Annotated in this window: 21 protein-coding genes; 11 read left to right on the top strand and 10 right to left on the bottom strand. The window is 75.4% G+C overall.

Annotated elements, in window-relative coordinates; all coding sequences use genetic code 11:
• Positions 1-31: 31 nt before the first annotated feature.
• The 4 genes from DEF28_RS04710 to kdpA all read right to left on the bottom strand — a co-directional run bounded on the left by DEF28_RS04710 (position 32) and on the right by kdpA (position 7,125).
• The gene (locus DEF28_RS04710) at positions 32-2,602 is read right to left on the bottom strand and encodes an ATP-binding protein (RefSeq protein WP_114397397.1); all 2,571 of its coding nucleotides are present in this window, start codon (positions 2,600-2,602) and stop codon (positions 32-34) included.
• A gap of 139 nt (positions 2,603-2,741) precedes the next feature.
• Positions 2,742-3,332, bottom strand: coding sequence for a potassium-transporting ATPase subunit KdpC (kdpC, locus tag DEF28_RS04705; protein ID WP_114397396.1), 591 nt, complete (start codon positions 3,330-3,332; stop codon positions 2,742-2,744).
• Position 3,333: 1 nt separating this feature from the next.
• Positions 3,334-5,448 carry a potassium-transporting ATPase subunit KdpB gene (gene kdpB, locus DEF28_RS04700; RefSeq protein WP_114397395.1) on the bottom strand — a complete coding sequence of 705 codons (2,115 nt, stop codon included), beginning with the start codon at positions 5,446-5,448 and terminating at the stop codon, positions 3,334-3,336.
• Positions 5,449-7,125: a potassium-transporting ATPase subunit KdpA gene (kdpA, locus tag DEF28_RS04695; RefSeq protein ID WP_114397394.1), complete on the bottom strand. Its 1,677-nt coding sequence runs from the start codon at positions 7,123-7,125 to the stop codon at positions 5,449-5,451.
• Positions 7,126-8,249: 1,124 nt separating this feature from the next.
• Between kdpA and DEF28_RS04685 the strand changes: the two genes are divergently transcribed.
• A complete protein-coding gene (locus DEF28_RS04685; protein WP_114397392.1) occupies positions 8,250-9,227 on the top strand; it encodes an LLM class flavin-dependent oxidoreductase in 978 nt (325 codons plus the stop codon).
• Between the two features lie 234 nt (positions 9,228-9,461).
• Here the strand turns inward: DEF28_RS04685 and DEF28_RS04680 are convergent, their stop codons facing one another.
• Together DEF28_RS04680 and DEF28_RS04675 are read right to left on the bottom strand one after the other, a co-directional pair.
• On the bottom strand, positions 9,462-10,232 hold the full coding sequence (locus DEF28_RS04680) for a nucleotidyltransferase domain-containing protein (protein ID WP_114397391.1): 771 nt from the start codon (positions 10,230-10,232) through the stop codon (positions 9,462-9,464).
• Positions 10,233-10,422: 190 nt separating this feature from the next.
• Positions 10,423-10,743, bottom strand: coding sequence for a hypothetical protein (locus tag DEF28_RS04675; RefSeq protein WP_114397390.1), 321 nt, complete (start codon positions 10,741-10,743; stop codon positions 10,423-10,425).
• Positions 10,744-10,847: 104 nt separating this feature from the next.
• On the opposite strand from DEF28_RS04675, the gene DEF28_RS28305 reads away from it, so the two are divergent.
• From DEF28_RS28305 to DEF28_RS04655, 4 genes are all read left to right on the top strand, one after another.
• The gene (locus DEF28_RS28305) at positions 10,848-11,348 is read left to right on the top strand and encodes a hypothetical protein (RefSeq protein ID WP_233515093.1); all 501 of its coding nucleotides are present in this window, start codon (positions 10,848-10,850) and stop codon (positions 11,346-11,348) included.
• Positions 11,345-11,812 (top strand): SRPBCC family protein, encoded by a 468-nt coding sequence (locus DEF28_RS04665; protein WP_233515092.1) that lies wholly within the window; start codon positions 11,345-11,347, stop codon positions 11,810-11,812. The genes DEF28_RS28305 and DEF28_RS04665 overlap by 4 nt, the downstream gene beginning before the upstream one ends.
• Positions 11,813-12,179: 367 nt before the next feature.
• Complete coding sequence (locus DEF28_RS04660) at positions 12,180-12,752, top strand: hypothetical protein (protein WP_309485806.1); 573 nt, start codon at positions 12,180-12,182, stop codon at positions 12,750-12,752.
• Between the two features lie 141 nt (positions 12,753-12,893).
• The gene (locus tag DEF28_RS04655; RefSeq protein WP_114446108.1) at positions 12,894-14,369 is read left to right on the top strand and encodes a serine/threonine-protein kinase; all 1,476 of its coding nucleotides are present in this window, start codon (positions 12,894-12,896) and stop codon (positions 14,367-14,369) included.
• A gap of 47 nt (positions 14,370-14,416) precedes the next feature.
• On the opposite strand, the gene DEF28_RS04650 is transcribed toward DEF28_RS04655, so the two are convergent.
• Positions 14,417-15,208, bottom strand: coding sequence for an enoyl-CoA hydratase-related protein (locus DEF28_RS04650; protein WP_114397388.1), 792 nt, complete (start codon positions 15,206-15,208; stop codon positions 14,417-14,419).
• Positions 15,209-15,487: 279 nt separating this feature from the next.
• Between DEF28_RS04650 and DEF28_RS04645 the strand changes: the two genes are divergently transcribed.
• A complete protein-coding gene (locus tag DEF28_RS04645; RefSeq protein WP_114397387.1) occupies positions 15,488-15,655 on the top strand; it encodes a DUF3117 domain-containing protein in 168 nt (55 codons plus the stop codon).
• A gap of 143 nt (positions 15,656-15,798) precedes the next feature.
• The gene (locus DEF28_RS04640) at positions 15,799-17,313 is read left to right on the top strand and encodes a leucyl aminopeptidase (RefSeq protein WP_114397386.1); all 1,515 of its coding nucleotides are present in this window, start codon (positions 15,799-15,801) and stop codon (positions 17,311-17,313) included.
• Between the two features lie 84 nt (positions 17,314-17,397).
• On the opposite strand, the gene DEF28_RS04635 is transcribed toward DEF28_RS04640, so the two are convergent.
• Positions 17,398-18,102 carry an O-methyltransferase gene (locus DEF28_RS04635; protein ID WP_374058090.1) on the bottom strand — a complete coding sequence of 235 codons (705 nt, stop codon included), beginning with the start codon at positions 18,100-18,102 and terminating at the stop codon, positions 17,398-17,400.
• A gap of 212 nt (positions 18,103-18,314) precedes the next feature.
• Here DEF28_RS04635 and sigE point away from each other — a divergent pair, with 212 nt between their 5' ends.
• The 4 genes from sigE to DEF28_RS04615 all read left to right on the top strand — a co-directional run bounded on the left by sigE (position 18,315) and on the right by DEF28_RS04615 (position 22,756).
• Positions 18,315-18,959, top strand: coding sequence for an RNA polymerase sigma factor SigE (gene sigE / locus DEF28_RS04630; RefSeq protein ID WP_233515090.1), 645 nt, complete (start codon positions 18,315-18,317; stop codon positions 18,957-18,959).
• Positions 18,956-19,792, top strand: a complete 837-nt coding sequence (locus DEF28_RS04625; RefSeq protein ID WP_114397384.1) for a zf-HC2 domain-containing protein — start codon at positions 18,956-18,958, stop codon at positions 19,790-19,792. The genes sigE and DEF28_RS04625 overlap by 4 nt, the downstream gene beginning before the upstream one ends.
• Before the next feature lie 38 nt (positions 19,793-19,830).
• The gene (locus DEF28_RS04620; protein WP_114397383.1) at positions 19,831-20,871 is read left to right on the top strand and encodes a sigma-E factor regulatory protein RseB domain-containing protein; all 1,041 of its coding nucleotides are present in this window, start codon (positions 19,831-19,833) and stop codon (positions 20,869-20,871) included.
• 799 nt (positions 20,872-21,670) lie between these two features.
• Entirely contained in the window at positions 21,671-22,756 is a 1,086-nt protein-coding gene (locus tag DEF28_RS04615; RefSeq protein ID WP_233515089.1) for a S1C family serine protease, read from the top strand.
• 63 nt (positions 22,757-22,819) lie between these two features.
• Here DEF28_RS04615 and codB read toward each other — a convergent pair whose 3' ends face one another.
• Together codB and DEF28_RS04605 are read right to left on the bottom strand one after the other, a co-directional pair.
• A complete protein-coding gene (gene codB, locus DEF28_RS04610; protein WP_114397381.1) occupies positions 22,820-24,160 on the bottom strand; it encodes a cytosine permease in 1,341 nt (446 codons plus the stop codon).
• The gene (locus tag DEF28_RS04605) at positions 24,157-24,627 is read right to left on the bottom strand and encodes a nucleoside deaminase (protein WP_114397380.1); all 471 of its coding nucleotides are present in this window, start codon (positions 24,625-24,627) and stop codon (positions 24,157-24,159) included. Before DEF28_RS04605 ends, codB begins: the two co-directional genes overlap by 4 nt.
• Positions 24,628-26,150 lie beyond the last annotated feature (1,523 nt).

Below are 26,150 nucleotides of genomic sequence, written 5' to 3'. Positions count from 1 at the left end.
TGCCTACGTCCCGCTCCGCAGCGGCTCGGACTCATTCCGGCCCCGCGGCAGCGTGGAGGTCTTCCCGTTCCGAGGCCGCTCCGGCCAAGCCGTGCAGCCGGAACACCATCGTCAGGCCGCCGCCGGGGGTGTCCTCCGCCGTCAGCGAGCCGCCCATCGCCTCGGTGAACCCGCGCGCCACCGCGAGCCCCAGACCGATGCCGGTGCCGCGCGGTGCGTCGCCGAGCCGCTGGAACGCCTCGAAGATCCGCTCCTTCGACTCGTCCGGCACCCCGGGCCCGTGGTCCGTCACCCGTAGTTCTACCGTCCCGCCGAGCGCGCTGGCCGCCACCCGGACCGGGCCGCCGTCCGCGGGATGGTGGCGGACCGCGTTCTCGACCACGTTGGCCACCGCGCGTTCCAGCAGCCCGCGGTCGGCGTGCACGCGCGGCAGCCCCTCGGGCACGTCCACGGCGACGTCGCCGGGGATGCCGATGAGAGTGGCCGGTACCACCTCCTCCAGCCCGATCGCGCGCAGGTTGGGGCGTACCGTGTCGGTCTGCAGCCGGCTCATGTCGAGGAGGTTGTCCACCAGCACGTTCAGGCGGTCGGTGGACTCCTCGATGTTCTCCAGCAGCTCCCGGCGGTCGGTCTCGGACAGCTCGATGTCGGTCGCGCGCAGGCTGCCGACGCTCGCCTTGATGGAGGTGAGCGGCGTGCGCAGGTCGTGCGAGACCGCGGCCAGCAGCGCGGTGCGGATCTTGTTGCCCGCGGCCTGCCGCCGTGCCTCCGCCGCGTCGCGGGCCAGCCGCTGCCGTTCCGCCGCGATCCCGATGTGGGTGGCGAACGCACCGAGCACGCGGCGGTCGCCGGCGCGCAGCACGTGTCCCCGCAGCGCGAGCGCGAGCGAGTCGCTGACCGAGACCAGCGCGTCGGCCTCGCCCGGATCGACGCACGGAGCTTGCCCCGCGCCCTCGACCAGCCGCCACCGGCCGTCGTCGCCCTGCTCCAGCAGCGCCGCCGAGTGCTGGCCGAACGTCTCGCACAGCCGCCGCAGCAGCGCCGGGATCGGCTCGTGCACGCCCAGAACACTGCCGGCCAGCAGGCTGAGCGTGCTCGCCTCCGCACGCGCCCGAGCCGCCTGCTTGGACCGGCGCACCGCGAGGTCGACCACCACCGCCACGGCGACGCCCACCAGGATGGAGACGGCGAGCGCCACGAGGTTCGCCGGCCGGTAGACGCGCAGCTGGTACAGCGGCTCGGTGAAGAAGTAGTTGACCAGCAGGCTGCCCCACACCGCCGCGAACATCGCGGGCCACAGCCCGCCCACCAGCGCGACCACCACCGTGGCCGACAGGAAGAACAGCATGTCGGTGGTCAGCCCGAGCGTGTCCAGCACCGGCAGGTGCAGCACGGCGGCGAGGGCGGCGGGGCCGAGCCCGGCCGCGACCCACCCCCACGTCCGGCGGGCCGGGCCGAGGCCGCCCGGAGTCAGCGGCGGCAGCAGCCCCCGGCCGCGCCCGACCTCCTCGTGCGTGACGATGTGCACGTCGACGTCCCCGGACTCCCGTGCCACGGTCGCGCCCACACCGGGGCCGAAGACGTACTGCCAGGCCGGGCGGCGCGACGAGCCGAGGACGATCTGCGTGGCGTTCACCCCGCGCGCGAACTCCAGCAGCGCGGTGGCCACGTCGTCACCCAGCACCTGGTGGTAGGTGCCGCCGAGCTCGGCGAGCAGCCGACGCTGGTCGGCGATGGCCTCCGGCGCCGCCGAGGTCAGGCCGTCGCTGGAGACCACGTGCACCGCCATGAGCTGGCTGGGCTGCGGCTGGCCGCCGCGCGAGCGCGCGGCGATGCGCGCGGCGCGCCGGATCAGCGTCTCGCCCTCCGGGCCGCCGGTGAGTGCCACGACCACGCGCTCCCGGGCCTCCCACGTCTCGCGGATGTTGTGCTCGCCGCGGTAGCGGGACAGGCCCTCGTCCACCCGGTCGGCCACCCAGAGCAGCGCCAGTTCGCGCAGCGCGGTGAGGTTGCCCTCGCGGAAGTAGTTGGACAGCGCGGCGTCGATCTTCTCCGCCGGGTAGATGTTGCCGTGCGACATCCGGCGGCGCAGCCCGTAGGGGGACATGTCGCACAGTTCGATCTGGTCGGCGCGGCGCACCACGTCGTCGGGGATGGTCTCGCGCTGCCGGACGCCGGTGATCTGCTCCACCACGTCGTTCAGCGACTCCAGGTGCTGCACGTTCAGGGTCGAGATGACGTCGATGCCGGCGTCGAGCAGCTCCTCCACGTCCTGCCACCGCTTGGCGTTGCGCGAGCCGGGGACGTTGGTGTGCGCGAGTTCGTCCACGACCGCGATCGCCGGCGCGCGGTCCAGCAGGGCGTCGAGGTCCAACTCGTCCAGGCGGGCGCCCCGGTGGGTCCGCACCGTGCGCGGCAGGACCTCCAGGCCGCCGAGCAGCGCCGTGGTCCTCGGCCGGTCGTAGGTCTCGACGTAGCCCACCACGAGGTCGGCCCCGCGCTCCTGGCGGCGGTGCGCCTCGCTCAGGGCGGCGAACGTCTTGCCGACCCCGGGCGCCGCCCCGAGGTAGACCCGCAGCCGTCCGCGTCTCGCGCTGTTCATCGTGCCGCCGTCCCCGTCGGAAGGAGCGGTGGGCCGCCCGGACCCGCTCCGCGCGGCCGGCCGGACGTCGCCAGTCCGACCAGTTCCAGCTTAGGGCGGGCCGCCGGCGGCGGGGCGGCTCGGCGGGCCGCCCGCGCGCTCACCTGGCCTGCTCCAGGGCGAGGTTCAGCTCCAGCACGTTCACACCGGGCTCCCCGAGGACGCCCAGCGCGCGGCCGGTGGTGTGCTCCGCGACCAGCGCCCGCACGGCGGCCGGGGACAGGCCGCGTGCCTGGGCCACCCGGTCGACCTGGATCGCGGCGTAGGCCGGCGAGACGTGCGGGTCCAGGCCGCTGCCGCTCGCGGTGACCGCGTCCGGCGGAACCGCGCTCTCGGGCACTCCGTTCTCGGCGGCGACCGCCGCCCGGCGCTCCTCGACCAGCGCGCGCAGCTCCGGGCTGTTCGGCCCGAGGTTGGAGGCACCGCTGGCCGCGCCGTCGTAGCCGTCCTCGCCCGCGGCGGAGGGCCGCGGGTGGAACCACTCGGGGCCGGCGAAGTCCTGCCCGATCAGGGCCGAACCCACGACCCGGCCGTCGTCCCGGACCAGGGAGCCGTTCGCCTGGTGGGGGAGCAGCACCTGGGCGACCCCGGTGACCGCGAGCGGGTAGCCCACGCCGAGCAGCACCGTCATGACGATGAGGAAGCGGACGGCCGCGCCGTAGGGCCGCAGCCACTGCGGAAGAGGTCCCATGTCACACCAGTCCGGGGATGCGGGAGACGACGAGGTCGATCAGCGCGATGCCGGCGAACGGCGCGACGAGTCCGCCGGCCCCGTACACCAGCAGGTTGCGGCGCAGCATCCGCGCGGCTCCGGCCGCCCGGTAGGCGACGCCGCGCAGGGCCAGCGGGATCAGCGCCACGATGATCAGCGCGTTGAAGACGACCGCCGAGAGGATCGCCGACTCCGGGCCGGCCAGCCCCATGACGTTCAACCGGGCCAGTCCCTCGTACCCGGCGATGCCGGAGAACATGGCCGGGATGATCGCGAAGTACTTCGCGACGTCGTTGGCGACCGAGAACGTGGTCAGCGCGCCCCGCGTGATGAGCAGCTGCTTGCCGATCTCCACGATCTCGATGAGCTTGGTCGGGTCGGAGTCGAGGTCCACCATGTTGCCGGCCTCCTTGGCGGCGCTGGTCCCCGAGTTCATGGCGACGCCGACGTCGGCCTGCGCGAGCGCCGGAGCGTCGTTGGTGCCGTCGCCGGTCATCGCGACCAGCCGGCCGCCCTCCTGCTCGCGCCGGATCAGGTCGAGCTTGTCCTGCGGGGTCGCCTCGGCCAGGAAGTCGTCCACCCCGGCCTCCTCGGCGATGGCGCGGGCGGTGCGCGGGTTGTCACCGGTGACCATCACCGTGCGGATGCCCATGGCGCGCAGCCGGTCGAACCGCTCCCGCAGCCCCGGCTTCACGACGTCCTTGAGGTGGACGACGCCGAGCACCCGCGCCGCCGCGCCGTCGGCCTCGGCGACGACCAGGGGGGTGCCGCCCTGCGCCGAGACGGCGTCGACCAGCGGCACCACCGCTGGGTCGTAGCGTCCGCCGTTCTCCTCGACCCAGCGCCGCACCGCCGATCCGGCGCCCTTGCGGATCCGGCGGCCGCCGGCCAGGTCCATGCCGCTCATCCGGGTCTCGGCGCTGAACGGCACCGGCGTTCCCCCGGCGCCGTCCAGGGTGGCCACGCCGCCGGACGGCGGTGCGGCGGGCAGCCGACGGGTCCGGCACAGCGCGCCGATGCTGCGCCCCTCCGGGGTCTCGTCGGCCGCGCTGGCCAGCAGCGCGGCCGACGCGAGCTCCGCCTCCGCCACCGACCCGACCGGGAGCAGCTCGTGGGCCTGGCGGTTGCCGAGCGTGATGGTGCCGGTCTTGTCCAGCAGCAGGGTGTCGATGTTGCCGGCGGCCTCCACGGCGCGTCCGGACATCGCGAGTACGTTGCGCCGGACGAGCCGGTCCATGCCGGCGATCCCGATGGCCGACAGCAGCGCGCCGATGGTGGTGGGGATCAGGCAGACCAGCAGCGCGACCAGGACGAGGACCGGCTGCGGCTGCCCCGCGTAGGCGGCGAACGGCTGCAGGGTGACCACCGCGAGCAGGAAGATGATGGTGAGGGAGGCCAGCAGCGCGCTGAGGGCGATCTCGTTCGGGGTCTTCTGCCGGTCCGCGCCCTCGACCAGCGCGATCATCCGGTCGAGGAAGGTGGCCCCCGGCTCGGCGGTGATCCGCACGACGATCCGGTCGCTGAGCACCCGGGTGCCGCCGGTGACCGCGCACCGGTCGCCGCCGGACTCGCGGATGACCGGCGCGGACTCGCCGGTGACGGCGGACTCGTCCACGCTGGCCACACCCTCGACCACGTCGCCGTCGCTCGGGATGACGTCGCCCGCCTCGCAGACCACGAGGTCGCCCACGGCCAGCCGGGCCGCCGGGACCGGCGTCTCGGTGCCGCCGCGCAGCAGCCGCGCCGTCGTCTCGGTGCGGGTGCGCCGCAGCGCGTCCGCCTGCGCCCGGCCGCGTCCCTCGGCGACCGCCTCGGCCAGGTTGGCGAACAGCACGGTCGCCCACAGCCAGAGGGTCGTAACCCACGCGAACACGCTCGGTTCGAGGAGGGCGGACACCGTGGTGAGCACCGAGCCGACGAGCACCACGAACATCACGGGGGTGCGCACCATCGTGCGCGGGTCGAGCTTGCGCAGCGCCGACGGAAGCTGGGCGGCCAGCGCGCGCGGGCCGAAGAGCGACGGTGCCGGGCGCGGGTGGGCGTCGGAGGGGCGCCTTGGGCCGCCGGCGCGCGGTGGAGCGGTGGGGTCGGGCATCTAGCTCAGTCCTTCGGCGATGGGGCCCAGCGCGAGCGCGGGGAAGAAGGTCAGGCCGGTGACGATGAGGATCGTGGCGGTGAGCATGCCGACGAACAGCGGCCGGTCGGTCGGCAGGGTGCCGGCCGTCACCGGGGACGGCTGCTGCCGGGCGAGCGCGCCGGCCAGGGCGAGGACGAGGACGATGGGCAGGAACCGGCCGAAGAGCATGGCCAGCCCCGTGGTGAGGCTGAGGAACGGCGTGCCGGCGTTCAGCCCGCCGAAGGCGCTGCCGTTGTTGTTGGCGGTGGAGGCGTAGGCGTACAGGACCTCGGTGAAGCCGTGGATGCCGCCGTTGGCCATCGCGTCCCGGGTCGAGGGCAGCGCCATGGCGATGCCGGTGAGCACGAGGACCAGCGCCGGCGTGGCGAGGATGTACAGCGCGATGAGCTTGATCTCGCGTCCGCCGATCCGCTTGCCCAGGTACTCGGGAGTCCGGCCGATCATCAGGCCGCCGAGGAAGACGGTGAGCATCGCCACGACGAGGATGCCGTAGAGGCCGGAGCCCGCCCCGCCCGGAGTGATCTCACCGAGCAGCATGTTGAACAGCGCGAGCCCGCCGCCGAACGCGGTGAAGGAGTCGTGCGCGGAGTTCACCGCGCCGGTGGAGGTGGCGGTGGTGGACGCGGCGAACAGCGCGGAGGCCCACTCGCCGAAGCGCACCTCCTTGCCCTCCATGGCCGCGCCGGCCGCCTGCGCGGCGGTGCCGCGGCCGGCCGCCTCGGCGGCCGTCACGCCCGCGAGCACGAGGCCGTAGACGATGCCCATCGCGGCCAGGAGGGCGAGTCCGTGCCGCCGGGTGCCGGCTCCGGACCGTGCCAGCATGGTGCCGAACGTCCGGGTCAGGCTGACCGGGATGAGCAGCAGGAGCAGTACCTCCAGGAGGTTGGTCCAGGCGGTCGGGTTCTCGAACGGGTGGGCGGAGTTGGCGTTGTACGGACCGCCGCCGTTGGTGCCGAGCTCCTTGATCGCCTCCTGGGAGGCGATCGGACCGCCCGGCAGCAGCTGGCTGCCGCCGTCCAGGGTCGTATGCGCGGTGAGCCCGGACAGGTTCTGGACCACCCCGCCCGCGGCGAGCAGCAGCGCGGCGGCGAACGCGAACGGCAGCAGCACCCGCAGGGCGGTGCGGGTCAGGTCGACCCACACGTTGCCGACCTGCTCCGTCCGCCGCCGGATGAGCCCGCGGACCAGCGCGATCGCCACCGCCATGCCGATCGCGGCGGACAGGAAGTTCTGCACGGTGAGACCGGCCATCTGGGTGAGGTGCCCCATGGTGGACTCGCCGGAGTAGGTCTGCCAGTTCGTGTTCGTCACGAAGGAGACGGCGGTGTTCCACGCCGTACCGGGCGCGACCGGGCCCATGCCGGCGGCCAGCGGCAGCCAGTTCTGGAGGCGCTGCAGCCCGTAGAGGGCGAGCACCGAGAGCAGGGAGAACGCCAGGACCCCGCGGAGGTAGCCGGCGGCGGTCTGCTCGCGGTCGGGGTCCACCCCGCACAGCCGGTAGACGAGGCGCTCGGGGGCGAGGTGCCGGGGGCTGGTGTACACGTGCGCCAGGTAGTCGCCGACGGGGATGCGGAGGGCGGCGAGCAGTGCGACCGCCAAGGAGATCTGGAGCAGCCCGGCGAGAGAGTCGGACACGGGCTCAGAACCTTCCCGGCAGGATCAGGACGATCACGAGGTAGCCGATCAGTCCGATCGCGGCGATCAGACCGAGGATGCCGAGGATCATCGCCGTCACAGCCGGAACACCCCTCTCGCGGTGATCCCGACGATCGCGAAGCACACGAGCGTCAGGGCGACGAAGCCGACGTCGAGCACAGAACGCTCCCTTTCTCTGGTCGGTGGGCGTGGTGGGCGGCTCCGCGCCCGCGCGGTGGACGGACCCCGTGACGCACTCCGGGGTGCTTCCGCTGACCCGCCACAGGACGTTCAGGGCCAAGACCTGTCATTGCCGATTCAACTCGGCGATTGCCCACGTAACGGGCGTGTTAATGGCGTCCTGACGCCTCACGGGGCCGTTTTTGACGCACCCTTAACAGTGAGCCGCCGGGCACCGGCACGGCGCGGCTGTCCTCGTCCGCCGGCCGCTCGGCGGCGTGGGTGGCCGGGCGGCGGCCGGCTGGCCCTGGTCGGTGCTGTGCGGCGCAGGAGGCGGCGGAACGGCCGGGGGCGGCGCGGCCGGGCCGGCTTCGCGGCCCGTGCGCCGCCCTCGCGGGCCGTGCTGGTGGGCCCGCACTGGAGGCGGCCGCGCGGCACGCCGCCGGCCGGCGTGGGAAGCCGGCCGTGGAAGAGCCAGCCGGGTACCGGCGGTCCGGCTCCGGGCCCATGCGCGGGAGCACCCGCCCATCGCGCCGTCGGCGGTACCGCCCCACCGTGTGCCCGTGTGCCCGTGTGCGCTTCGATGGGAAGCGAGCACAGCGAGCCGCAGCGCGGTACCGGCCCCGCCCTGCCACGCCGGTCGCCTCGGGGCGGGGACGATGCGGGGAGCGCTCCGCCTCCTGGAGGGGCGCGGGTGGCAGGCGCGGTGGCGGGGAGAAGATCCGCCCGCGGGGCGCCGCCGCAGATGCGCCCGGACCGCCCCGAGCGGAGCCGCTGGTACACCGGGTCCGGCGGGGGAGGCGGCTCCGGCCCCGGCCCTTCCGAGGCCAGGCGGCGGGCGGGTACACGGCCGGGGTCCCGGCGGCCGTGCGGCACGGGGACTCCCGCCCCTTCGAGGGACCGGTGCTCGGTAGGCTGCCTGGGTCACGAGCGAGGAGTGATCCATGCCACGTCCGAAGGTCGGCTTCACCTTTCCGTGCCGTCTACCGCTGTCCGAGCTGCCGCCGCTCGCGCGCGAGGTCGAGCGGGGCGGATTCGACGAGCTGTGGATCGTCGAGGACTGCTTCCTGGCCGGCGGGATCGCGGCCGCGGCGACCGCGCTGGCCGTCACCGGGCGCGTCACCGTCGGCGTCGGCATCCTGCCCGCCGTCGCGCGCAACGCGGCCTTCACCGCGATGGAACTGGCCGCGCTCGCCGAGGCCCACCCCGGCCGCCTGATCGCCGGTATCGGCCACGGCATGCCGGAGTGGATGCGCCAGATCGGCGCGGCCCCCGCGTCGCCGCTCACCGCGCTCGCCGAGCACCTGGACGCCGTCCGGCGGCTGCTCGCGGGGGAGACCGTGACCACGGAGGGCAGGTACGTGCGGCTGGACGGGGTGCGGCTGGAGTTCCCGCCGGCGGTGGTGCCTCCGGTGGTGGCCGGCGTGCGCGGGCCGAAGTCGCTGCGGGTGTCCGGGCGCCACGCTGACGGCACCCACCTCGCCGAGCCCGCGTCGCCGGAGTACATCGCCGCCGCCCTGCGGTCGGTCGAGGCGGGCCGGACCAGTCCCGAACGGCCGCATCGGCTGGACGTCAACGCCTGGTTCCACGTCGACGAGGACCGCGACCGCGCCCGTGCGGAGCTGCGCCCGACCATCGCCGCGGCCGTCGTCGACCCGGCGCTGTCCGCGCACATCGAGCCGACCGGCTTCGCCGCCGAGGCACGCGAGCTGGCCGCCCTGCCGGAGGCGGAGCGCGTCGCCGCGGTCCCGGACGCCTGGGTGGACGCGCTCGCGGTCGTGGGCACGCCCGAGGACTGCGCCCGCCGCATCACCGAGCTGCACGCGGCCGGCGCCGAGAGCGTGGTCCTGTACCCGCCGGGCGACGCGGCGGAGCAGCTGTCCCGGGCGGCCGGGCGGGTCCTTCCGCTGCTGCGGGGCTGAGGCCCGACGGTCGGCCGCCCGCCTGCCGGCCGCGCCACCGCCGGGCCGCTGACCGCGCCTGGCCGGCGTGCTGCCGCCGGGCCGGCCGTCGCACCGCCCGCGAGGACACCGCCGTCTCCGCCCCAGGTGCGGGGGACGCCGCGCGGACGTCCTGGCGACACGCGGTGCCCCAGGAGCTCCGCGTCCGGAAGGCCGCCGGTCTCAGGAGACCTCGGCCTCCGGCGCGGTCGCCGTTCAGCGGGGGGTGGGCGGGGTGATCCCGAGGCTCGTGCTGACGGCGGCTACGGTCTCCCGGAGCGCGGCCCGGCCGCCGCCCGGGTGCGCGAGCAGTTGCCGGGTGTCGAGCAGGCCGGCGCGCTCGACGAGGCGCTTCTCGTTGAGCACCCACTCCCGGCGCGCCGCGAGCCGGGAGTGCGCCGCGCTGAGCACCGCGTCCACGAGCATGCCCGCGCAGCAGACCGGGTCCCCGGCGTCGGCGTGCGTCCCGGCGAACATCAGCGAGACCCCGGCCCGCCCGGCCCAGTACTCCGCGGCCGCCGCCGCGAGTGCCTCGGAGAACTCCGGGCGCGGCACGCTCCCTGAGATGGGCCGGCCGAGTGCGAGCTCACCGACAGGCAGGTAGGTCGGCGCCCCGACCACGTAGCCCGTCTGCGTCAGCACCTCGAAATCCCCGCGCTCGGCGTCGGCCGCCCACCGCTCGATCCGGTCGAGGTCGCGGAACAGCACGTCCACCGGGGTGCCGTCCACGGAGAGCCACCCGCCGCCGTGCACGATCGGCCCCCACTCACCGAGCGCCGACACGTACCCCGGACGGCCGAGCCGCCGGAGGTCCTCGGGATCCACCGCGCGCTCGGACGCGCGGTAGTACACGCCGAGGTCCCAGTCGCTGTCGGGCCGGTGCGTCCCGGCGGCCCGGGAGCCGCCGAGTACGACGGCCACCGCACCGGGCAGCGCGGCGAGTTGGTCGGCGAGTTCGGCGATGTGCGGCGGCAGTGGCGCGTTCATGGCGACGAGCCTAGAACGTTGACGGGGGTTCACCGAAGCGGATTTCGCCCATGGGGGGAAGGGGGCCAGGGGCCGCGGACCAGTACCGCGGACCGCCCCCGGCCGCTCTTCGGAGCGCGCTCCGCGGCTGCCTGGACCTGCGCGCTGCGCCGTCCCGGGGCCGCGGGGCCGCGGTCAGGCCGGCGCGGCGTCAGGCCAGGCCGCGGCGGGCGACCGCCGGCGGGCGGTGGCCCTGGACGGACGCCACCATGTCCAGTGCCTGGCGCACCTGCCGGGGGTGGCCGGTGGCGAAGTAGCGCACGCCGAGCCAGGCGTAGACGGCGACCAGCGCGACGGTCTCTGCCGCATCGGCGGCCGGGTCCGGCCGGGGGCGGCAGCGCACCAGCACCGGGCGGCCCTCCCCGACGAGGGCGCGGACCCGTTCGGCCGACGGCCGGTCGCCGGCGTCGACCACGCCGTCCGGGGCTGCCGCGTCAGGTGCCAGCAGGTGGGAGGGCTCGTCGTCGCGCACGCTTCCGAGTCTCGCACGGACGGCGGCCGCGCCGGCCGGTGCCGGCCGGTGACCGTGCGTGCGCGGGCCGCGTCGCGCCCCGCCCGGTATGGCACGATCGAGGCGTGAACCAAGCCATCCTGATCCTGACCGCCCTGGCCGCCGTCGCCGTGCTGGCCGGTGTGGCGTTCGCGGTCATGGGGCGCGGCGGCCAGTTGGCGCGTTTCGCGGCGGACCACCCTCCGCTCGACCTTCCCGCCGACCGGCCCGTGACCGGCATGGACGTCTCCCGGATCGAGCTCCCGCTGGCGCTGTGGGGCTACCACGTGCGCGCCGTTGACGAGGTGCTGCGCCGAGTGGCCGCCGCGCTGCGCGAGCGCGACGAGCGCATCGCCGAACTGGAGCACCGGCTCGCGGAGTCGCGCGCTGACACCGAGCCCGGGCTGTGGTACCCGCGCTCGCCCGACGGCGAGCCGGTCGAGCCCGCCGATGCCGAGGAGCCGGAGGAGCGTACCCGGCCGGAGAGCGTGATCGACGATCCGGCGTTCGGTGAGCGCTCCGTGCCCGCCGGCGGCCGGCCCGGCCGCGAACCGCGCGCGGCGGACGACGGCCCGGGGAGCGGGTGACGCGGCCGCGGTGCGCTCCGTGCCGGATCGCCGTCACGGAGCCGTGCCCCGCGCCCGCCGACCAGGTGTGGCGCCTGCTGGTCGACTGGGACCGGCACGACCGCTGGATGCTGCTCACCCGGGCCCGCGGGGGCCAGGGGCCGGGGGCCGTCGTCGAGGCGGTCACCGGGATCGGCCGGGTGGGCTTCGCCGATCCGATGGAGATCACCGCCTGGCGGCCGGCGACGCGCGACTCCGCCGGCCACTGCGAGGTGCGCCACCTCGGCCGGGTCGTCCGGGGACGGGGGCGCTTCGACGTGGCCCCCCTCCCCGATGGCCGCAGCCGGGTCACCTGGACGGAGTGGATCGACCCCCCGTTCGGCCCGCTCGGACGGCTGGCCTGGCCGGTGGTCCGGGCCGCGGTGGAGCCGGCCTTCCGCCGGTCGCTCCGCAAGCTGGGGCGCCTCGCGGGTGACGGGGCGTGACGCCGCTGGCCCCGCTCCACTGGGGACCGGCGCGGGACGGTTGACGTGACGTGACGGGCGTGCACCGCCGCGCGGCCAGTGACGTACCTCTCCACCCGGGCGCCGCAGGCTGCCTCCGGGCGGCCCCGATCCGCCGCGCCGCCCGCGGTCGGGCCTCCGCCGGCCGGCGTGGCCGTCCTCACGGCGCCGGAGTGTGTGGCGTTCGTCACTCCGGTTGTCCTGAGAGTGGACGTTCGGGTGGCTTATTCTCGTTCGCTGTACCCGCGGGCGGGTCGACGAACCCGCCCGCCTTGGAGGAAGCGATGATCTGTACGTCCCATCCCCGCCTGGGCCGCTCCCGCCCGACCACGGGCCCTCGGTGAGTTCCGTGCCGACACGACCAGAGCGGCCGGAGTCGGAGCGTGCCGGGATCGAGCCCCCCTCGCCGATCCGCCAGATGTCCCTGTGGCCGCCGCCCAGGTCGGCGCGGCACAGCGGCCGCCGGCGCCGGACGCTCCTGGCGGCCGCCGCCGCGGTGGTCGCGGTGGTGCTGGTCGGCGGCGTCGCGGCCTGGCTGCTGCTGCGCCCCTCGGCCGGCGCCGACGACGGAACCGGCGTCCCCGAGTCCTTCGCTGGCAGCTGGAGCGGCGAGATGGCGCAGACGGACGAGTCCGGCGCGCACGTCGTGGACTGGGGCGCGACCGTCAAGCTCACGGCGGGCTCCGAGCACGGCAGCGCGGAGTGGTTCACCCTCAACTGCCGCGGCAGCCTCACCCTCACCGAGCGCGCCGAGGACCGCCTCTCGTTCGACTACGTGGAGACCTACGACCCCGACCAGCGCTGCATCGACGAGGTCGAGCTGATCCTGGAGCCCGGTGTGCGCGCCGGCACCCTCCAGGCCCGCTGGGAGGCCGTCTCCCACGACGGCACGCCCATGACCTCCACGGGCACACTGCGCTGACGCTGACGCTGGTGCCGGCGCCCGCGTCGCCGTCCCGCCCTCCGGCGGGCCGGGGCGGCGGGGTCGTTCGGTCCACCACCTCGGGGGGTTAGGGTCGGCTCGTGAGGTGCGCGCAGCCGTGCGCCGTGCGGGGGAGGTGCTATGGCCGGCATCGGGCCACTGAACGACGAGGACCCGCGTCAGGTCGGGGACTACCAGCTCACCGGGCGGCTCGGCCGCGGCGGCCAGGGGGTGGTCTACCTCGGAACGGCCCCCGACGGCGCCCGGGTCGCGGTGAAGATGCTGCACGCCGACGCCCTCGACCAGACGGGACTGCGCCGGCAGCTCGCCGACGAGGTCGGCACCGCCCGCCGCGTGGCCCGGTTCTGCACGGCCCAGGTGCTGGACGCCGACATCGACGCCGACCCGCCCTACGTCGTCAGTGAGTACATCGAGGGCCCCTCCCTCAAGGACCTGGTGCGCGGCGACGGCCCGCTGCGCGGCGCCGCGCTGGAGCGGCTCGCGGTGGGCACCGTCACCGCACTCGCGGCCATCCACCAGGCCGGGATCGTGCACCGCGACTTCAAACCGGCCAACGTGCTCATGGGAGCGGACGGCCCCCGGGTGATCGACTTCGGGATCGCGCGGGTCCTGGAGGGCACCGCCATCCTGACCAGCAGCATCGCCGGTACCCCCTCCTACATGGCCCCCGAGCAGATCACCGGCGGACCGCTCGGTCCGGCCGTGGACATGTTCGCCTGGGGGGCGACCATGGTCCACGCGGCCACCGGGAGCGGCCCGTTCGGGCACGGGTCGCTGCGTGCCGTGGTGCACCGGGTGATCAACGAGCCTCCCGAGCTGGGCGAGCTCGACGGCCCCCTGCGCGAGATCGTCGAGCGCTGCCTCGCCAAGGACGCGGCCCTGCGGCCGGGCGCGGCCGAGACGCTGCTGCGGGTGCTCGGCGTCGCCGGGGGCGCGGCCGCGCCCGCCGGCTCCGGTGCCGGCGTCGCCGAACTGGCGCCCCAGACGCTGCGGGCCGGTGCGATCGCCGCGGCGGGAGGACGCACCGGTGAGTCGGCCGCGCCCGGGCGGCCCGGTGCGCACCGGGCTCCCGTGGAACCGCCGCCGAGCCCCGTGGCGGACGCCGGAACCGCTCCTGGCCGCGCCGCCCAGCAGGGGCCGCCGCCCGGCCCCCTCTCCGGACCGCAGACACCGGCGACGGGGCCGCGGACCCCGCCGTTCGGCGGGTTCGGGTCGAACGTGCGCATCAGTTCCGGTCCGAGCGGCGCGTTCGTCGGCGGCGGACCGGATTCCGGCGGCGCCGCGCGGCCGCGTATCCCGGGGCCGCCCTATCTCGCGCCGCGCCCGGCCGGACCGGCCGGTCCCACCGGACCGGTGGGACCGCCGACCGGTCCGACGCAGGCAGCGGCGGGCCCGGTGTGGCCGCAGGCCGGGCCGCCCGGCGGCTACCCGCCGGCCGCTCCGCCCGTCCGTCCGCCGCTCCCGGCCCCGCCGCCGGAGGGCGGGCCGGCGGGCGTCAACATGCTGCTGCTGGCCGGGGTGCTCGGCGGCGTGCTGCTGGTGGCGCTGGTGGGCGTCGTCCTCGTCGTCCTGCTGCTCAACCAGGTGAGCGCCTGACCCGCGGCCGGAACCGGCCGACACCGGCGGCCGGTTCCGGCCGCGGGTCAGCGCCCCTCGAAGACCGGCGTGGTCTTGTTCACGAACGACAGCGTCGCGTTGAGGTGGTCGGCGGTCTCGGCGCACTGCTCCTGGAGGCTGGCCTCCATCTCCAGGGCGTTCTGCAGGTCCAGGCCGGAGCCGAAGGTCAGTTCGGCCTTGATCGCGGCGTAGGCCACCGTGGGGCCGTTGGCCAGCCGCAGCGCCAGTTCGCGGGCGGACGCGGCCAGCTCGTCCGCCGGTACCACCTTCGTGACCAGCCCGATCTCCAGCGCGCGCCGCGCCGGCACCGGTTCGGCCAGCAGCAGCAGCTCCGCGGCGCGCGCGTGGCCCACCAGGCGCGGCAGCGTCCACGAGGCGCCGGAGTCCGATCCCAGCCCGACGTTGGCGAACGCCATCACGAACGACGCCCGGTCCGAGGCCACGCGCAGGTCGCACGCGAACGCGATCGACGCGCCCGCGCCGGCCGCCACACCGTTGACCGCGGCGACGACCGGCTTGGGCATGCGGGCCAGCGCCAGCACGATCGGGTTGTAGTGCTTGCGGACGGTGTCGCCGAGACCCTGCCCCTCGCCCAGCGAGGCCGCGTGCTCGCGCAGGTCCTGCCCGGCGCAGAACGCCTTGCCGTTGCCGGTGAGCAGCACCGCCCGCGCCTCGCGGTCGCTCTTGGCGCGCTCCACCGCGGCGAGCAGCGCCTCCTTGGCCTCGACCGTCAGCGAGTTCATGGAGTCGGGGCGATTCAGAGTGATCGTCGCGACGCCGTCGGAGATCTCGTAGACGACGCTGTCTGACTCGGGCACGGGAATCCCCTGTTCATGGTCGATCGGCTCGGCCCGGGCGGGCGGCCGTCCGGCGCCGCGGCTATAACCTTAACTGTTCAGAATCTTTGGGCCCGATGCTCCGGGGACCGCTCGATCGTTCCCAATCCGGTCTGAAAACCGAGATAATGACAGACCAGTGATTCGATCACTGCGTCACGCGGATGCGGCCCAGGACCCGGCGGGGCTCGCCGGAGGCGAGCCGGCACGCCGGTCGACCGGCCCATTCACGCGAGCTCTTCCTACGAAAGGGGATAAGGCATGGCGGCGATGAAGCCGAGGACCGGTGATGGTCCGATGGAGGTCACCAAGGAGGGTCGCGGCATCATCATGCGAGTCCCGCTGGAGGGCGGCGGGCGCCTTGTCGTCGAGCTGTCGGCCGAAGAGGCGACGGAGCTGGCCGCGGCGCTGAACGGCGTGGTCGGCTGACCTTCGGGCCGCCGTTCCACCCGAGGACGCCCAGGTCGCTGCCGGCGGGGAATCCCCATCCGCTCGGCGGTCGTCCGTTTCCCGAGGCGGCGGCGGGCCGCGACAGGCTGAGTACATCAAGTACGTCGAGATTGTGAGCGTTCGTGCCCTTCGCTACGGAGATCCGCCCGGTTCCGGGGCCTCTCATCGACTCCGCCGCTGATCTGCTCGCGCTTCCCGTCGCCGCGGGGTCCTCCGACCAGCCCGCCGCGGTCGCCTCCGCAGCGGGAGCCGTTCCCGCCGATCTCGCCGCGCGGCTCCCCGGGCCGCTGCCCGATCTGATCGCGCACTACGAATTCGCGGGTCGGCCCGGCGAGACCGTCGAGTTCCCGGTCGACCTCGGCCGCGGGCTGGTGCGGTTCGCCCTCGTCGGCGTCGGCGACCTCGGCGCGCGTGACCTGCGGCGGGCCGGGGCGGCGTTCGCCCGGTCGGCCCGGGGACGCGAGCGCGCCGCGATCGCACTGCCCGCCGGCGGTGCGGCGGGGTCCGGTGCCGGAGACGAGGCGCTGACCGCGTTCGTCGAGGGGGCGCTGCTCGCCGGCTACACCTTCTCCCTGGCCGCCGAGCCCAAGCGGCCGCGCCCCGTCCCGCTGGTCGAACTGGTGGCGGACGACCCGGGCCGGCACGAGGCCGCGGTCGCCCGCGGCCGGATCCTGGCGGGCGCCACCGCGCTCGCGAGGGACCTCATCAACACGCCGTCCGCCGAGAAGGACCCCGCCTGGCTGGCCGCGCGTGCCGAGGAGGTGGCCGGAGCCGCCGGCCTGGCCGTCGAGGTGTGGGACGAGGCCGACTTGGAGCGCGACGGGTTCGGCGCGATCCTGGCCGTCGGCGGCGGATCGGCGCGCCCGCCGCGCCTGGTGCGCGTGGAGTACCGGCCGGAGAACCCGGAGCGGCACGTCGTGCTCGTGGGCAAGGGCATCACGTTCGACACCGGCGGGTTGTCGTTGAAGCCCAACGACAACATGAAGCTCATGAAGACCGACATGAGCGGTGCCGCCGTCGTGCTCGGCGTCCTCTCGGCGCTGGCCGAGCTCGGCTCGCCGGTGCGCGTGACCGGGCTGCTGGCCATCGCCGAGAACGCGTTCTCGGGGGGTGCGCAGCGCCCCGGGGACGTGATCACCACGTTCGGCGGCCGCACGGTCGAGGTGCTCAACACCGACGCCGAGGGCCGGCTGGTGCTCGCCGACGCCATGGACTACGCCGTCGCCGAGCTGGCGCCGGACGTCATCGTCGACGTCGCCACCCTGACCGGAGCCGCCAAGCTGGCGCTCGGGACCGGGATCGGCGCGCTGTTCGGCACCGACGACGAGCTGGTCGCCCGGCTCGTCGCGGCCGGCGAGCGGTCCGGCGAAGCGCTGTGGCGCATGCCGCTCGTGGAGGAGTACCGGGCGACGCTGCGGTCGAGGGTCGCCGACCTGGCCAACATCGGCACCAGCGCCGACTTCGGCCGCCCCGGCGCGACCGAGGCGGCGCTGTTCCTGCGGGAGTTCACCGGGGGCGTCCCCTGGGCGCACCTCGACATCGCCGGTCCGGGCCGGTCCATGGCCGAGAGCGCGGAGCTCACCAAGGGCGGCACCGGGTTCGGTACCCGGCTGCTGCTGCGCTGGCTGACGGAGTAGCCGGGACCGCCGGCACGGGCCCGAGCGGACGCGGTCCGCCCGCCGCTGCCCGTGCCGGCGGCCCCCGGCAGCGCCCGCCGCGGCCTAACGGGCCTCGTCGGACCGGATGGCGGCGAGCAGCCCGTCGCCCACCGGAAGCAGGAGCGGGGTGAGCCGGTCGTCCTCGCGGACCAGGCGGCCCGCCTCGCGGATGGCGGCTGAGTCGGGGTCGGAGAGCGCGAGCGGGCCGTCGGAGTGCGGGTGCGCCTCCAGCGCGTTGTTGAAGACCACGATGCCCCCGCGCCGCAGCAGCCGCAGCGACTCCTGCAGGTAGTCGGGGTACTCGCCCTTGGCCGCGTCGATGAAGACCATGTCGTAGGCGCCGTCCGTGAGCCGGGGGAGCACGTCGAGGGCGCGGCCGTGGATCAGCCGGGCGCGGTTCGCCGCGAACCCGGCGCTCTGGTAGGCGTCGCGGGCGTGCTCCTGGTACTCCGGCTCGACGTCCACGCTGGTCAGGATGCCGTCGGGGCGCATCCCGCGCAGCAGCCAGATGCCCGAGCTGCCGCAGCCGGTCCCGATCTCCACCACCGCCCGTGCCGCGATGGCGGCGGCCAGGAAGCGCAGCGCGGCGCCGCTCGCCGGACTGACGGGACGGGAGTCCGCGCGCAGGCCCACCCGCCGGGCGGAGGCCAGGGGGTCGTCCTCCGCGGCGTACTGCTCGATGTAGGCCAGTGTGTCGTCTCGGCTGGCGATGACGGCCTCCCCGGGCGCGTGTGACGGACTCGATCGGCGGTCGCGGCCGTCACACACGGTTGCGCCATGACTACGGCCGGACATCCTCCCCTGGCAAAGCGTAACCCGCGCGGGCCCCCAGGGCGGCCCCCGGGAACTTAATCGGCGGGCCGCGGCGTTGCAATCGGGGAGGGCGCGCCCGCCCGGTCCCGAGCCGGCGCGGCGGCCGAAGCGAACACCGACACGGCCCGAGACGCGAACGAGGGGCCGCGCCGACGAAGGGAGCGCTGGTGGCAGACCCCGATTCTGCCGTTGACTTCGATCAGTGGGAACCCCCCAGCTGGGACGAGGTCGTCCGCACCCACTCCATGCGCGTCTACCGGTTGGCCTACCGCCTCACCGGCAACCAGCACGACGCGGAGGACCTCACCCAGGAGGTCTTCATCCGGGTCTTCCGCTCACTCGCCAACTACACCCCCGGCACCTTCGAGGGCTGGCTGCACCGGATCACCACCAACCTCTTCCTCGACATGGCCCGCCGGCGCGCCCGCATCCGGTTCGAAGGACTCGCCGACACCGCCGACGAGCGCATCTCCGGCCGAGAGCCGTCCCCCGCGCAGGCCTACGACGACCGGCACTTCGACGCCGACATCCAGGCGGCCCTCGACGCGCTGCCCGCCGAGTTCCGCGCCCCCGTGGTGCTCTGCGACATCGAGGGGCTGTCCTACGAGGAGATCGCGGCCACGCTCGGGGTCAAGCTCGGCACCGTGCGCAGCCGCATCCACCGCGGCCGCGCCCAGTTGCGCGCGGCGTTGGAGCACCGTCGGCGCCTGACCGGCCAACGCGGTGCCGACGCGACCGACAGGAGTGGGGACGCGCTGCCGGACGACGGCGGCGCGCCCTCCGTGGCGACCCGGGAGGTGGAGGGCCGATGAGTCACTTGGGGGAGCGCATGTCCGCCCTGGTCGACGGGGAGCTGGGGCATGCGGAACGCGAGCGGGCGCTGAGCCATCTGGCCGCCTGCGAGTCGTGCCGCTTCGAGGCCGAGATGTTGCGTCGGCTCAAGCGCCGGCTGAACGGCCTGGGGGCGCCCGAACCGTCCATGGACTTCATGGGCCGACTGGCCGGGCTGTCCGCGGCCGACCGCGGCGCGCCGCCGGACGACCCGCCCTCCGGGCCGCCGATGCCCTCCCGCGGGTTCCTGGACGGCCTGGCGCGCCGCACGGGTCCGTCGGCCGGCGACGCCGCTCCACGCGGCGGGTTCGGCACGATGCCCCCGCTCGGGTCGAGCCGGCCCATCGGCGGCGGCCTGCCGCCCCGCACCGGGCCCGGCGACGACGGCCCGCTGTTCGGAACCGGAGCCGCGCTGGCCACACTCCCCGTCGAGGAGGAGCCGGCCGCGCCGGCCGAGCGGGCCGACGCGGACCGCCGGACGCGGCGCACCGCAGGTGCGGTCCGGCTGCGGCCGGTGTGGGGGCGGGCCCGGTACGCGGTCGCGGGCGCGTCCGTGGTGGCGCTGACGCTCGGCACCGCCTTCGTGGCCGGCGGCCAGCAGCGGGAGGCGACCCCGCTGGTGACCCCCGCGTTCTCGGAGTTCGCCGTCGAGCACGCACTCACCTCCCGGCAGGCGTCGCTGCCCGATCCCGCCGCGGTCACCGCGGTGGACGTCGTACGGGCACCCCGCACGGGAGGTGAACACGATGGCCCCGGAGCCGTCCCCGCGTCGGTGGACGGCTCCGGTTCCGGCGACACGGCCGGGTCGCGGTGACGGCCGGCGCTGCTCGCGGGCGCCGGCGGAGCTGGCGGATGCTCGTGCTCGCCGCCCTGCTGTGCCTGCTGTGCCTGCTCGCGCTGACCGGCTCCGGCAACGCGTTCGCCGGCCCGCCGGGCTCGCTCGACCAGGAGGCGGACGGCGCGGCCGTGCTGCGGCGCGCCGTGCGGGCCGGGCAGGACGTCGGGTACGAGGGCGTCCAGCTCATCTCCTCACGCAACGGTGCGGACGCCGACAGCGGCCTCATCGACGTCGTCAACCGCCCGGGCGAGGGTACCTCCTTCACCGCGTCGGGAGCCGCTCCGGTCGAGGGCGGCGGCCTGGTGCTGAGGGCGGCGCCCTCGCCGCTCGACGTCGACGCCAAGCTGCTCGACCTGCTGCGTACCAACTACCGGGTGGTCCGGGCCGGCACCGGCACCGTGTGCGAACGACGGGCGGCCATCGTCGAGGCGCGCCGCGGTGACGGCACGGTGGCCGGCCGCTTCTGGCTCGACGAGGCCACGGGGCTGCTGCTGCGCCGGGAGACCTTCGACTCCGAGGGCCGGATGGCGCAGGTGAGCGCGTTCGTCTCGATCGACTTCGATCCCCCCGCCGACGCGCTCACCGAGGGCGGCACCGAGCACCCGTGGGGCGACACCCTCACCTCGGACGAGCGCGCGGAGTTGCGCGGCGACGGCTGGCGGCTACCGGACCGGCTCACCGAGAGCGTCGTGCTGGTCGATGCCAGGGCCACCGGCCGCGGTGACGACCGGATCGTGCACCTGTGCTACTCCGAGGGCATCTCGGTGGTCTCGGTGTTCGTGCAGCGCGGTCGCCTGGACGCCGCCGACGCGCAGGTCGCCGGCATGCGGGCGGAGTACCGGGACGGCCGCGCCGTCTATGTGAGCGACGGCGGCCAGCACCGGCGCGTGTGGGAGGACGGCGGGTTCGTGTACACGGTCATGGCCGACGCGCCGACCGAACAGGTCGATGCCGTGGTCACCGCGCTCGTGCCGGCGGACGGGGCCGCGTTCGTGACCCAGGTCGGCCGGGGGTTCGACCGCCTCGGCGACTGGCTGTGGGCCATGGCTCCGTGAGGGGCGCGGGCGTGCCGGCGCCCGCCGCCCCACCCCGGCTCGGCTCCGCGGTGCCGAGAGTACGCTGCCTGGTGCCGTCCCGCCGCCCGGTTCGGGCGAGGCTTTGGAAGGGCATGAATCCGCGCTGGATCCGGTGTGATCAACCTTTCGGCAGACTGGGTCACTCCGGGGAAAACCGGGCATATGTTCGGTCGACCACGGCGGTTCCTGGCGAGTCGCCTGGTACGACCTGTTGATGGTTTAACTAACTGCTTATGTTGTGTGCGCCAAGATGGGAGGCGCATCGACAGACGGAGACCACATGACCGACGAGACCGGACAGCGCGATCCGCGCGAAGGAGGGCGGGACTGGTCGCGGCCGCCGCGGGACGCGGCGGCCGCGGACCATCCGGCGGCCGGCCCCACCGATTCGGAGCCGGCTGCGTCCGCACCGCCGGCCGCGGCCCCGCAGTGGCCGGCCGACCCCGCCGCCGACGGCCGCGCGCAGGCCGCCGGCGACCCGGGCCCGGCCGCCGGGCCGCCCCCGGGAACCGGGGGATACGCCGCCGGGCCACCGGACGGTCAGAACGGCGGCGCGCCGTGGGGCGGCCACGGCGCGGCGTCCGGTGGCTGGACCCCGTCGGCGGGCTGGCCCGGAGGCTCCGGCCATCCCGGCGGCCCCGGTCATCCCAGCGGGCCCGGCCATCCCGGCGGGCCGGGCCAACCGGGCGGGCCAGGATATCCAGCAGGGCCGGGCCAGCCGGGCGGGCCGGGCGCCGATCCGGCCGCCGGGTTCGGGGAGCGCCGCCCGCGTCGCTCCGTGCCGCTGCGCGCGGCGCTGGTGGCCGTACTCGCGGCGGGGCTGCTGTCCGGCGGCGTCGGCGGGGTGGTCGGCGGACTGATCGCCGAGGACCGCGCGCGGGGAGCGGCGAGCAACCTGACGAACGACGTCCCGAGCGACACACCGAGCCGGCCGCCGGACACCATCGCCGGCGTGGCCCAGCGGGTCAGTCCGAGCGTGGTGTCGATCCGCGGGTCCGGCCCGCAGAGCACCGGCAACGGCTCCGGGTTCGTCATCCAGGACAACTACGTGGTGACCAACCACCACGTCTCCGCCGCGCTGGAGGGCGACGGGATCGAGGTCGTGTACAGCGACGGCCACACCAGCCCGGCCACCGTGGTCGGTGCGGCCCCCGGATCCGACCTCGCCGTGCTGGAACTGAAGGACCCGCTGGACGTCGACCCGCTGGAGTTCGGCGACTCCGACGACGCGACCGTGGGCGACACCGTCATCGCCATCGGTGCGCCGCTCGGTCTGGACGGCACGGTCACCACCGGCATCATCAGCGCCGTCGACCGGCCGGTCACCGTGGGGGAGAGCGGCGCAGAGACCTACCTCAACGCGCTGCAGACCGACGCCGCCATCAACCCCGGCAACTCCGGCGGGCCGCTGGTCGACGCGCAGGGGCGCGTCATCGGGGTCAACTCCGCGATCGCCACCATGGGCACCGGGATGAACGGCGAGCAGTCCGGCAGCATCGGTCTGGGCTTCGCGATCCCGGCCAAGCAGGCCCAGCGGGTCGTGGACCAGCTGATCCGCACCGGCGAGGCGCCCTACGCCGTCATCGGCGCGGTCCTGGACATGCGCTACCAGGAGAACGGCGCGCTGATCAGCACGGACAAGGCGGCGGGCGGCCGAGCGGTCGTCGACAACGGCCCGGCCGACCGGGCCGGCCTGCGGTCCGGCGACGTCATCATGGAGTTCGACGGGGTCGAGGTCCGCGACGCCAACCAGCTGGTCTCCCTGATCCGCGACCGGTCCCCGGGCGACGAGGTCGAGATCACCTACCAGCGCGACGGCGAGGAGCACACGACCCAGATGACGCTCGGCTCATCGAACGAGTGAGCCCGTCCGCCGGGGCCCCGGGGCCGGATCCGCGCCGACCCGCCCGGGACCCCGGCGGCCGCCTCACCCGGCCGCGCGGGCGGCCGGACGCCGGTGCACCGCCAGCGCGCCGCCGGCCGCGACGAGCACGCCTACCACGGGCGGGATGAACCAGCCCGCCTCACTGCTCCACCAGGCCGCCACCGAGGCGGCGACGTACACCGCCACCACCTCCCAGCGCACGGCCGGCAGGGTGGCGGAGTCGGGGAGCTCACCGCGCCGGCGGAGCAGGAAGTCCCCGATGATCACTCCGCCCAGCGGCGGGATGAGGATGCCCAGCCAGGTCAGGTAGCCGATCAGGTGGTCGTAGATACCGGTGACGGCGAGCGCCGTGCCGATCACGACGCACGCCAGCACCCATGGCTTGCGGGAGCGGGTGTTGAAGATCTCCGCGCCGGCCACGCCGACGGCGTACGCGGCGTTGTCGTTCGTCGTCCAGATGTTCGCGACGAGGAACACCACGCCCCACGCGACCAGGCCCAGCTGGAAGAGCACCAGGACGAAGTCGCCCTCCCCGAACGCCAGTGCGCCGACGGCGCCGCAGGCCAGCATGAGGAGCTGCCCGCCGAAGAAGGCGATCAGGGACGACCAGAAGCCGGCGGCTGGAGTGCGGGCGAACCGGGTCCAGTTCGGCGCCTGGGTGCCGCCCGAGGCGAAGGTCCCCACGATGATGGTCACGGCCGCGGTCAGCGGCAGGGTGGCCGTGGGTTCGATCGCGGCGAGCCCGGCGACCCCTCCGGTCTCGGCGAGCGCGCGCCACCCCACCCAGCCGGCCAGCGCGAGCAGCAGGGGCACCGAGACCACCGACAGCCAGTACATCCCCTGGTAGCCGATGTAGGCGGTGACCCCCATGACCGCGCCCGCGAGCACCATGACCAGCGCCGCGCCGGTGCCGCCCCACCCCGCGACCTGCGCCACGAGCAGGCCCACGGTGGCGATGGACACGCCGTACCAGCCGATCTGGGTGCCGCCGAGCAGCAGGGAGGCGAACTTGGCCCCGCGGGTGCCGAGCGTGTAGCGCGCCATCATGACCGTGGTCAGATTGCTGCGGGCGCCGATCCAGCCGATGGCGGCCACGTACAGGCCGAGCACGAGCGACCCGAGCGCGAGCACGCCCAGGAGCGGTCCGAGCGGGAACGCCACGCCGACCTGGGCGCCGGCCAGCATGGTGGGGGTGAACAGCGTGAACCCGGTCAGCACGACCGCCAGCGAGAAGAGGGAGCGGCGGGCGTGCGGTGGGACCGGCTCGACCGGGTAGTCCGGGTCGCTGCCGGGGGCGGGACGCGGGCCCGTCTCCGGCGTGGTGGCGGTCCCGGCGGTGGGCGCGGTCGTTGCGTCGTCGCCGGGTTCGTCGGCCGCGCTCACGCGTCGCCCTCCTCGCCGATGTCCTCGTTCCACAGCTCGGGGTTCGCGGCGATGAAGTCGGTCATCAGCCCGACGCACTCGGGGTCGTCGAGCAGTACCACCTCCACACCGTTCTCGGCCAGCCAGTCGTGGCCGCCGTGGAAGGTGCGGGCCTCGCCGATCACCACGCGGCTGATGCCGAACTGCCGGACCAGGCCGCTGCAGTACCAGCAGGGGGACAGCGTGGTGACCATCGTGGTGCCCGCGTAGGAGCGCTGCCGCCCGGCGGCCTTGAAGGCGGCGGTCTCGCCGTGCACGGACGGGTCGCCGTCCTGCACCCGGCGGTTGCGGCCGCGGCCGAGGACGGCGCCGTCCCGGCCGATCAGTGCGGCGCCGATGGGGATGCCGCCCTCGGCGAGGCCGGTCCGGGCCTCCTCGACGGCGATCCGCAGCCAGTGCGCGTAGCGCGCGGTGTCGGTGTCGGTCATGCGGGTGTTCTTTCCTTTCGGCGGAGCGGACGGCGGAGGGGCCCGACGGCAGAGGCGGCGGCGTCAGGAGATCACTTCGGTCACCGCTCCGACAAGGGGACGATTCGGACGATTCGCCCCACGGGTCTCGATGACCCTACCCAGCGCACGGGTGTGACGGGACGGCCGGGAGCTGTGCGCCCGGCCACGTCGCGGCCCGGCACCGCGCCGCGGACGGCCGCGACGACCTGCACCGCGACTGCCGCGCACCCGGCCGCCCCTCCCCCGGCGGGCGACCCGGGCGGCGCCTCCGGGCGCACACCCGGCGGCTGGCGGAGTGGCGGCCCGGGCCGCGGATGCCGGGCCCGGCGGGGGAGCGGTGACGGCCGCCTCGGCAGCTCCCGGGTCCTCCTGGCCGCCGCACCCCCCGGTCCCGGGGGACGCCGGATCCGTGGCGGACGCCGACGGCGCGGGAAGCGCCCCAAGCGAAGGGGGGTGCGTGAGTTCGGCGGGCGCGAGCGCGAACGTTGCCGGCTGTGCCGCCGGCATCCCCCGGAGCGGCCCGAGCGGGCTCAGGGGGCGTGGCCGTGCTTCCCACCGCCAGAGGCACGAGGACGAGGCCGGCGGATCGGCGCCCGTCACCGGCGGCCGGTGCACGCTGGCCGCCAAGGCGCAGGCGGGGGACCCGGCGTCCGACTCCGGGCGGAACCGGTCCGAGGACGAGCGCGTCCGGATCCCTGACGCGCGGCGGGAGAAGACGTCCATCCGCACGATCGCCGCCGTGCCGGCCCGCGGCCATCAGCCGGGAGGCCAGGCGCCACCGCGATCCTGCCGCACATCGCGTCCGAGACCACCTGTCGGTCCTCGGCGGCCCGGGCCCCAGGCCGGCTGCGGGGTGCGGGCGCCCGGCTGGGCACCGGCCGCCGCAAGTGCCAACCGCGATGCCCCCATCAGCGCCCGTACCGAGGGGACCACCTCGCGGTCGCGATCGGCGGTGTCCCGCCGCGGCCGCCGAGTGCGCTGCCGCCGGGTACGGGGAGGGGCGCCCGCCTCGCCGGTGCCGGGCGCGGTTCCGCTGGTCGGCACTCCGCTGCGGCGCGGCACCCGCCACTCGCCGCTCGCCTACCTGCCTCACGGCCACCGGCCGGAGCCGGTCCGCCAGGCCCTCCGTGGCGGAGCTCCAGGGCCGTCCGCGCCGCCTGAGAGCTCTCCGTCCGGCGGCCGCGGTCTGAGAGGGACCGTCACGCCTGCTCGACGGCGTCTGGCGTCCCGGTCCATGCCGGAGAGCCCGGCGGCCCCGGGCGGCGGGGTTCCGACGAGGAGGCCAACGGCCCCGTCAGGCCGGGCGTCCCGAAAGGGCGCTGGTGGTCCGGGACCGCGCGCCGGCGGAATCGCGCGGCGGCAGGAGCCGCTGGGCCGAGTCGCCGTGCGGTGGCGGGCAGCCGGGACCGGGCGGCGGCCGGCAGTCCGGGAGGCCACCGGCGGGCAGGCGGGGGCCGCACCCGGGGGGACACCTATCGCGGCCCCGACGAGGCGTGCGGGGC

This window comes from Marinitenerispora sediminis, assembly GCF_003336425.1.
In the GTDB taxonomy this organism is placed as follows: Bacteria; Actinomycetota; Actinomycetes; order Streptosporangiales; family Streptosporangiaceae; genus Marinitenerispora; species Marinitenerispora sediminis.
This window is presented reverse-complemented; position numbering and strand designations above follow the sequence as displayed.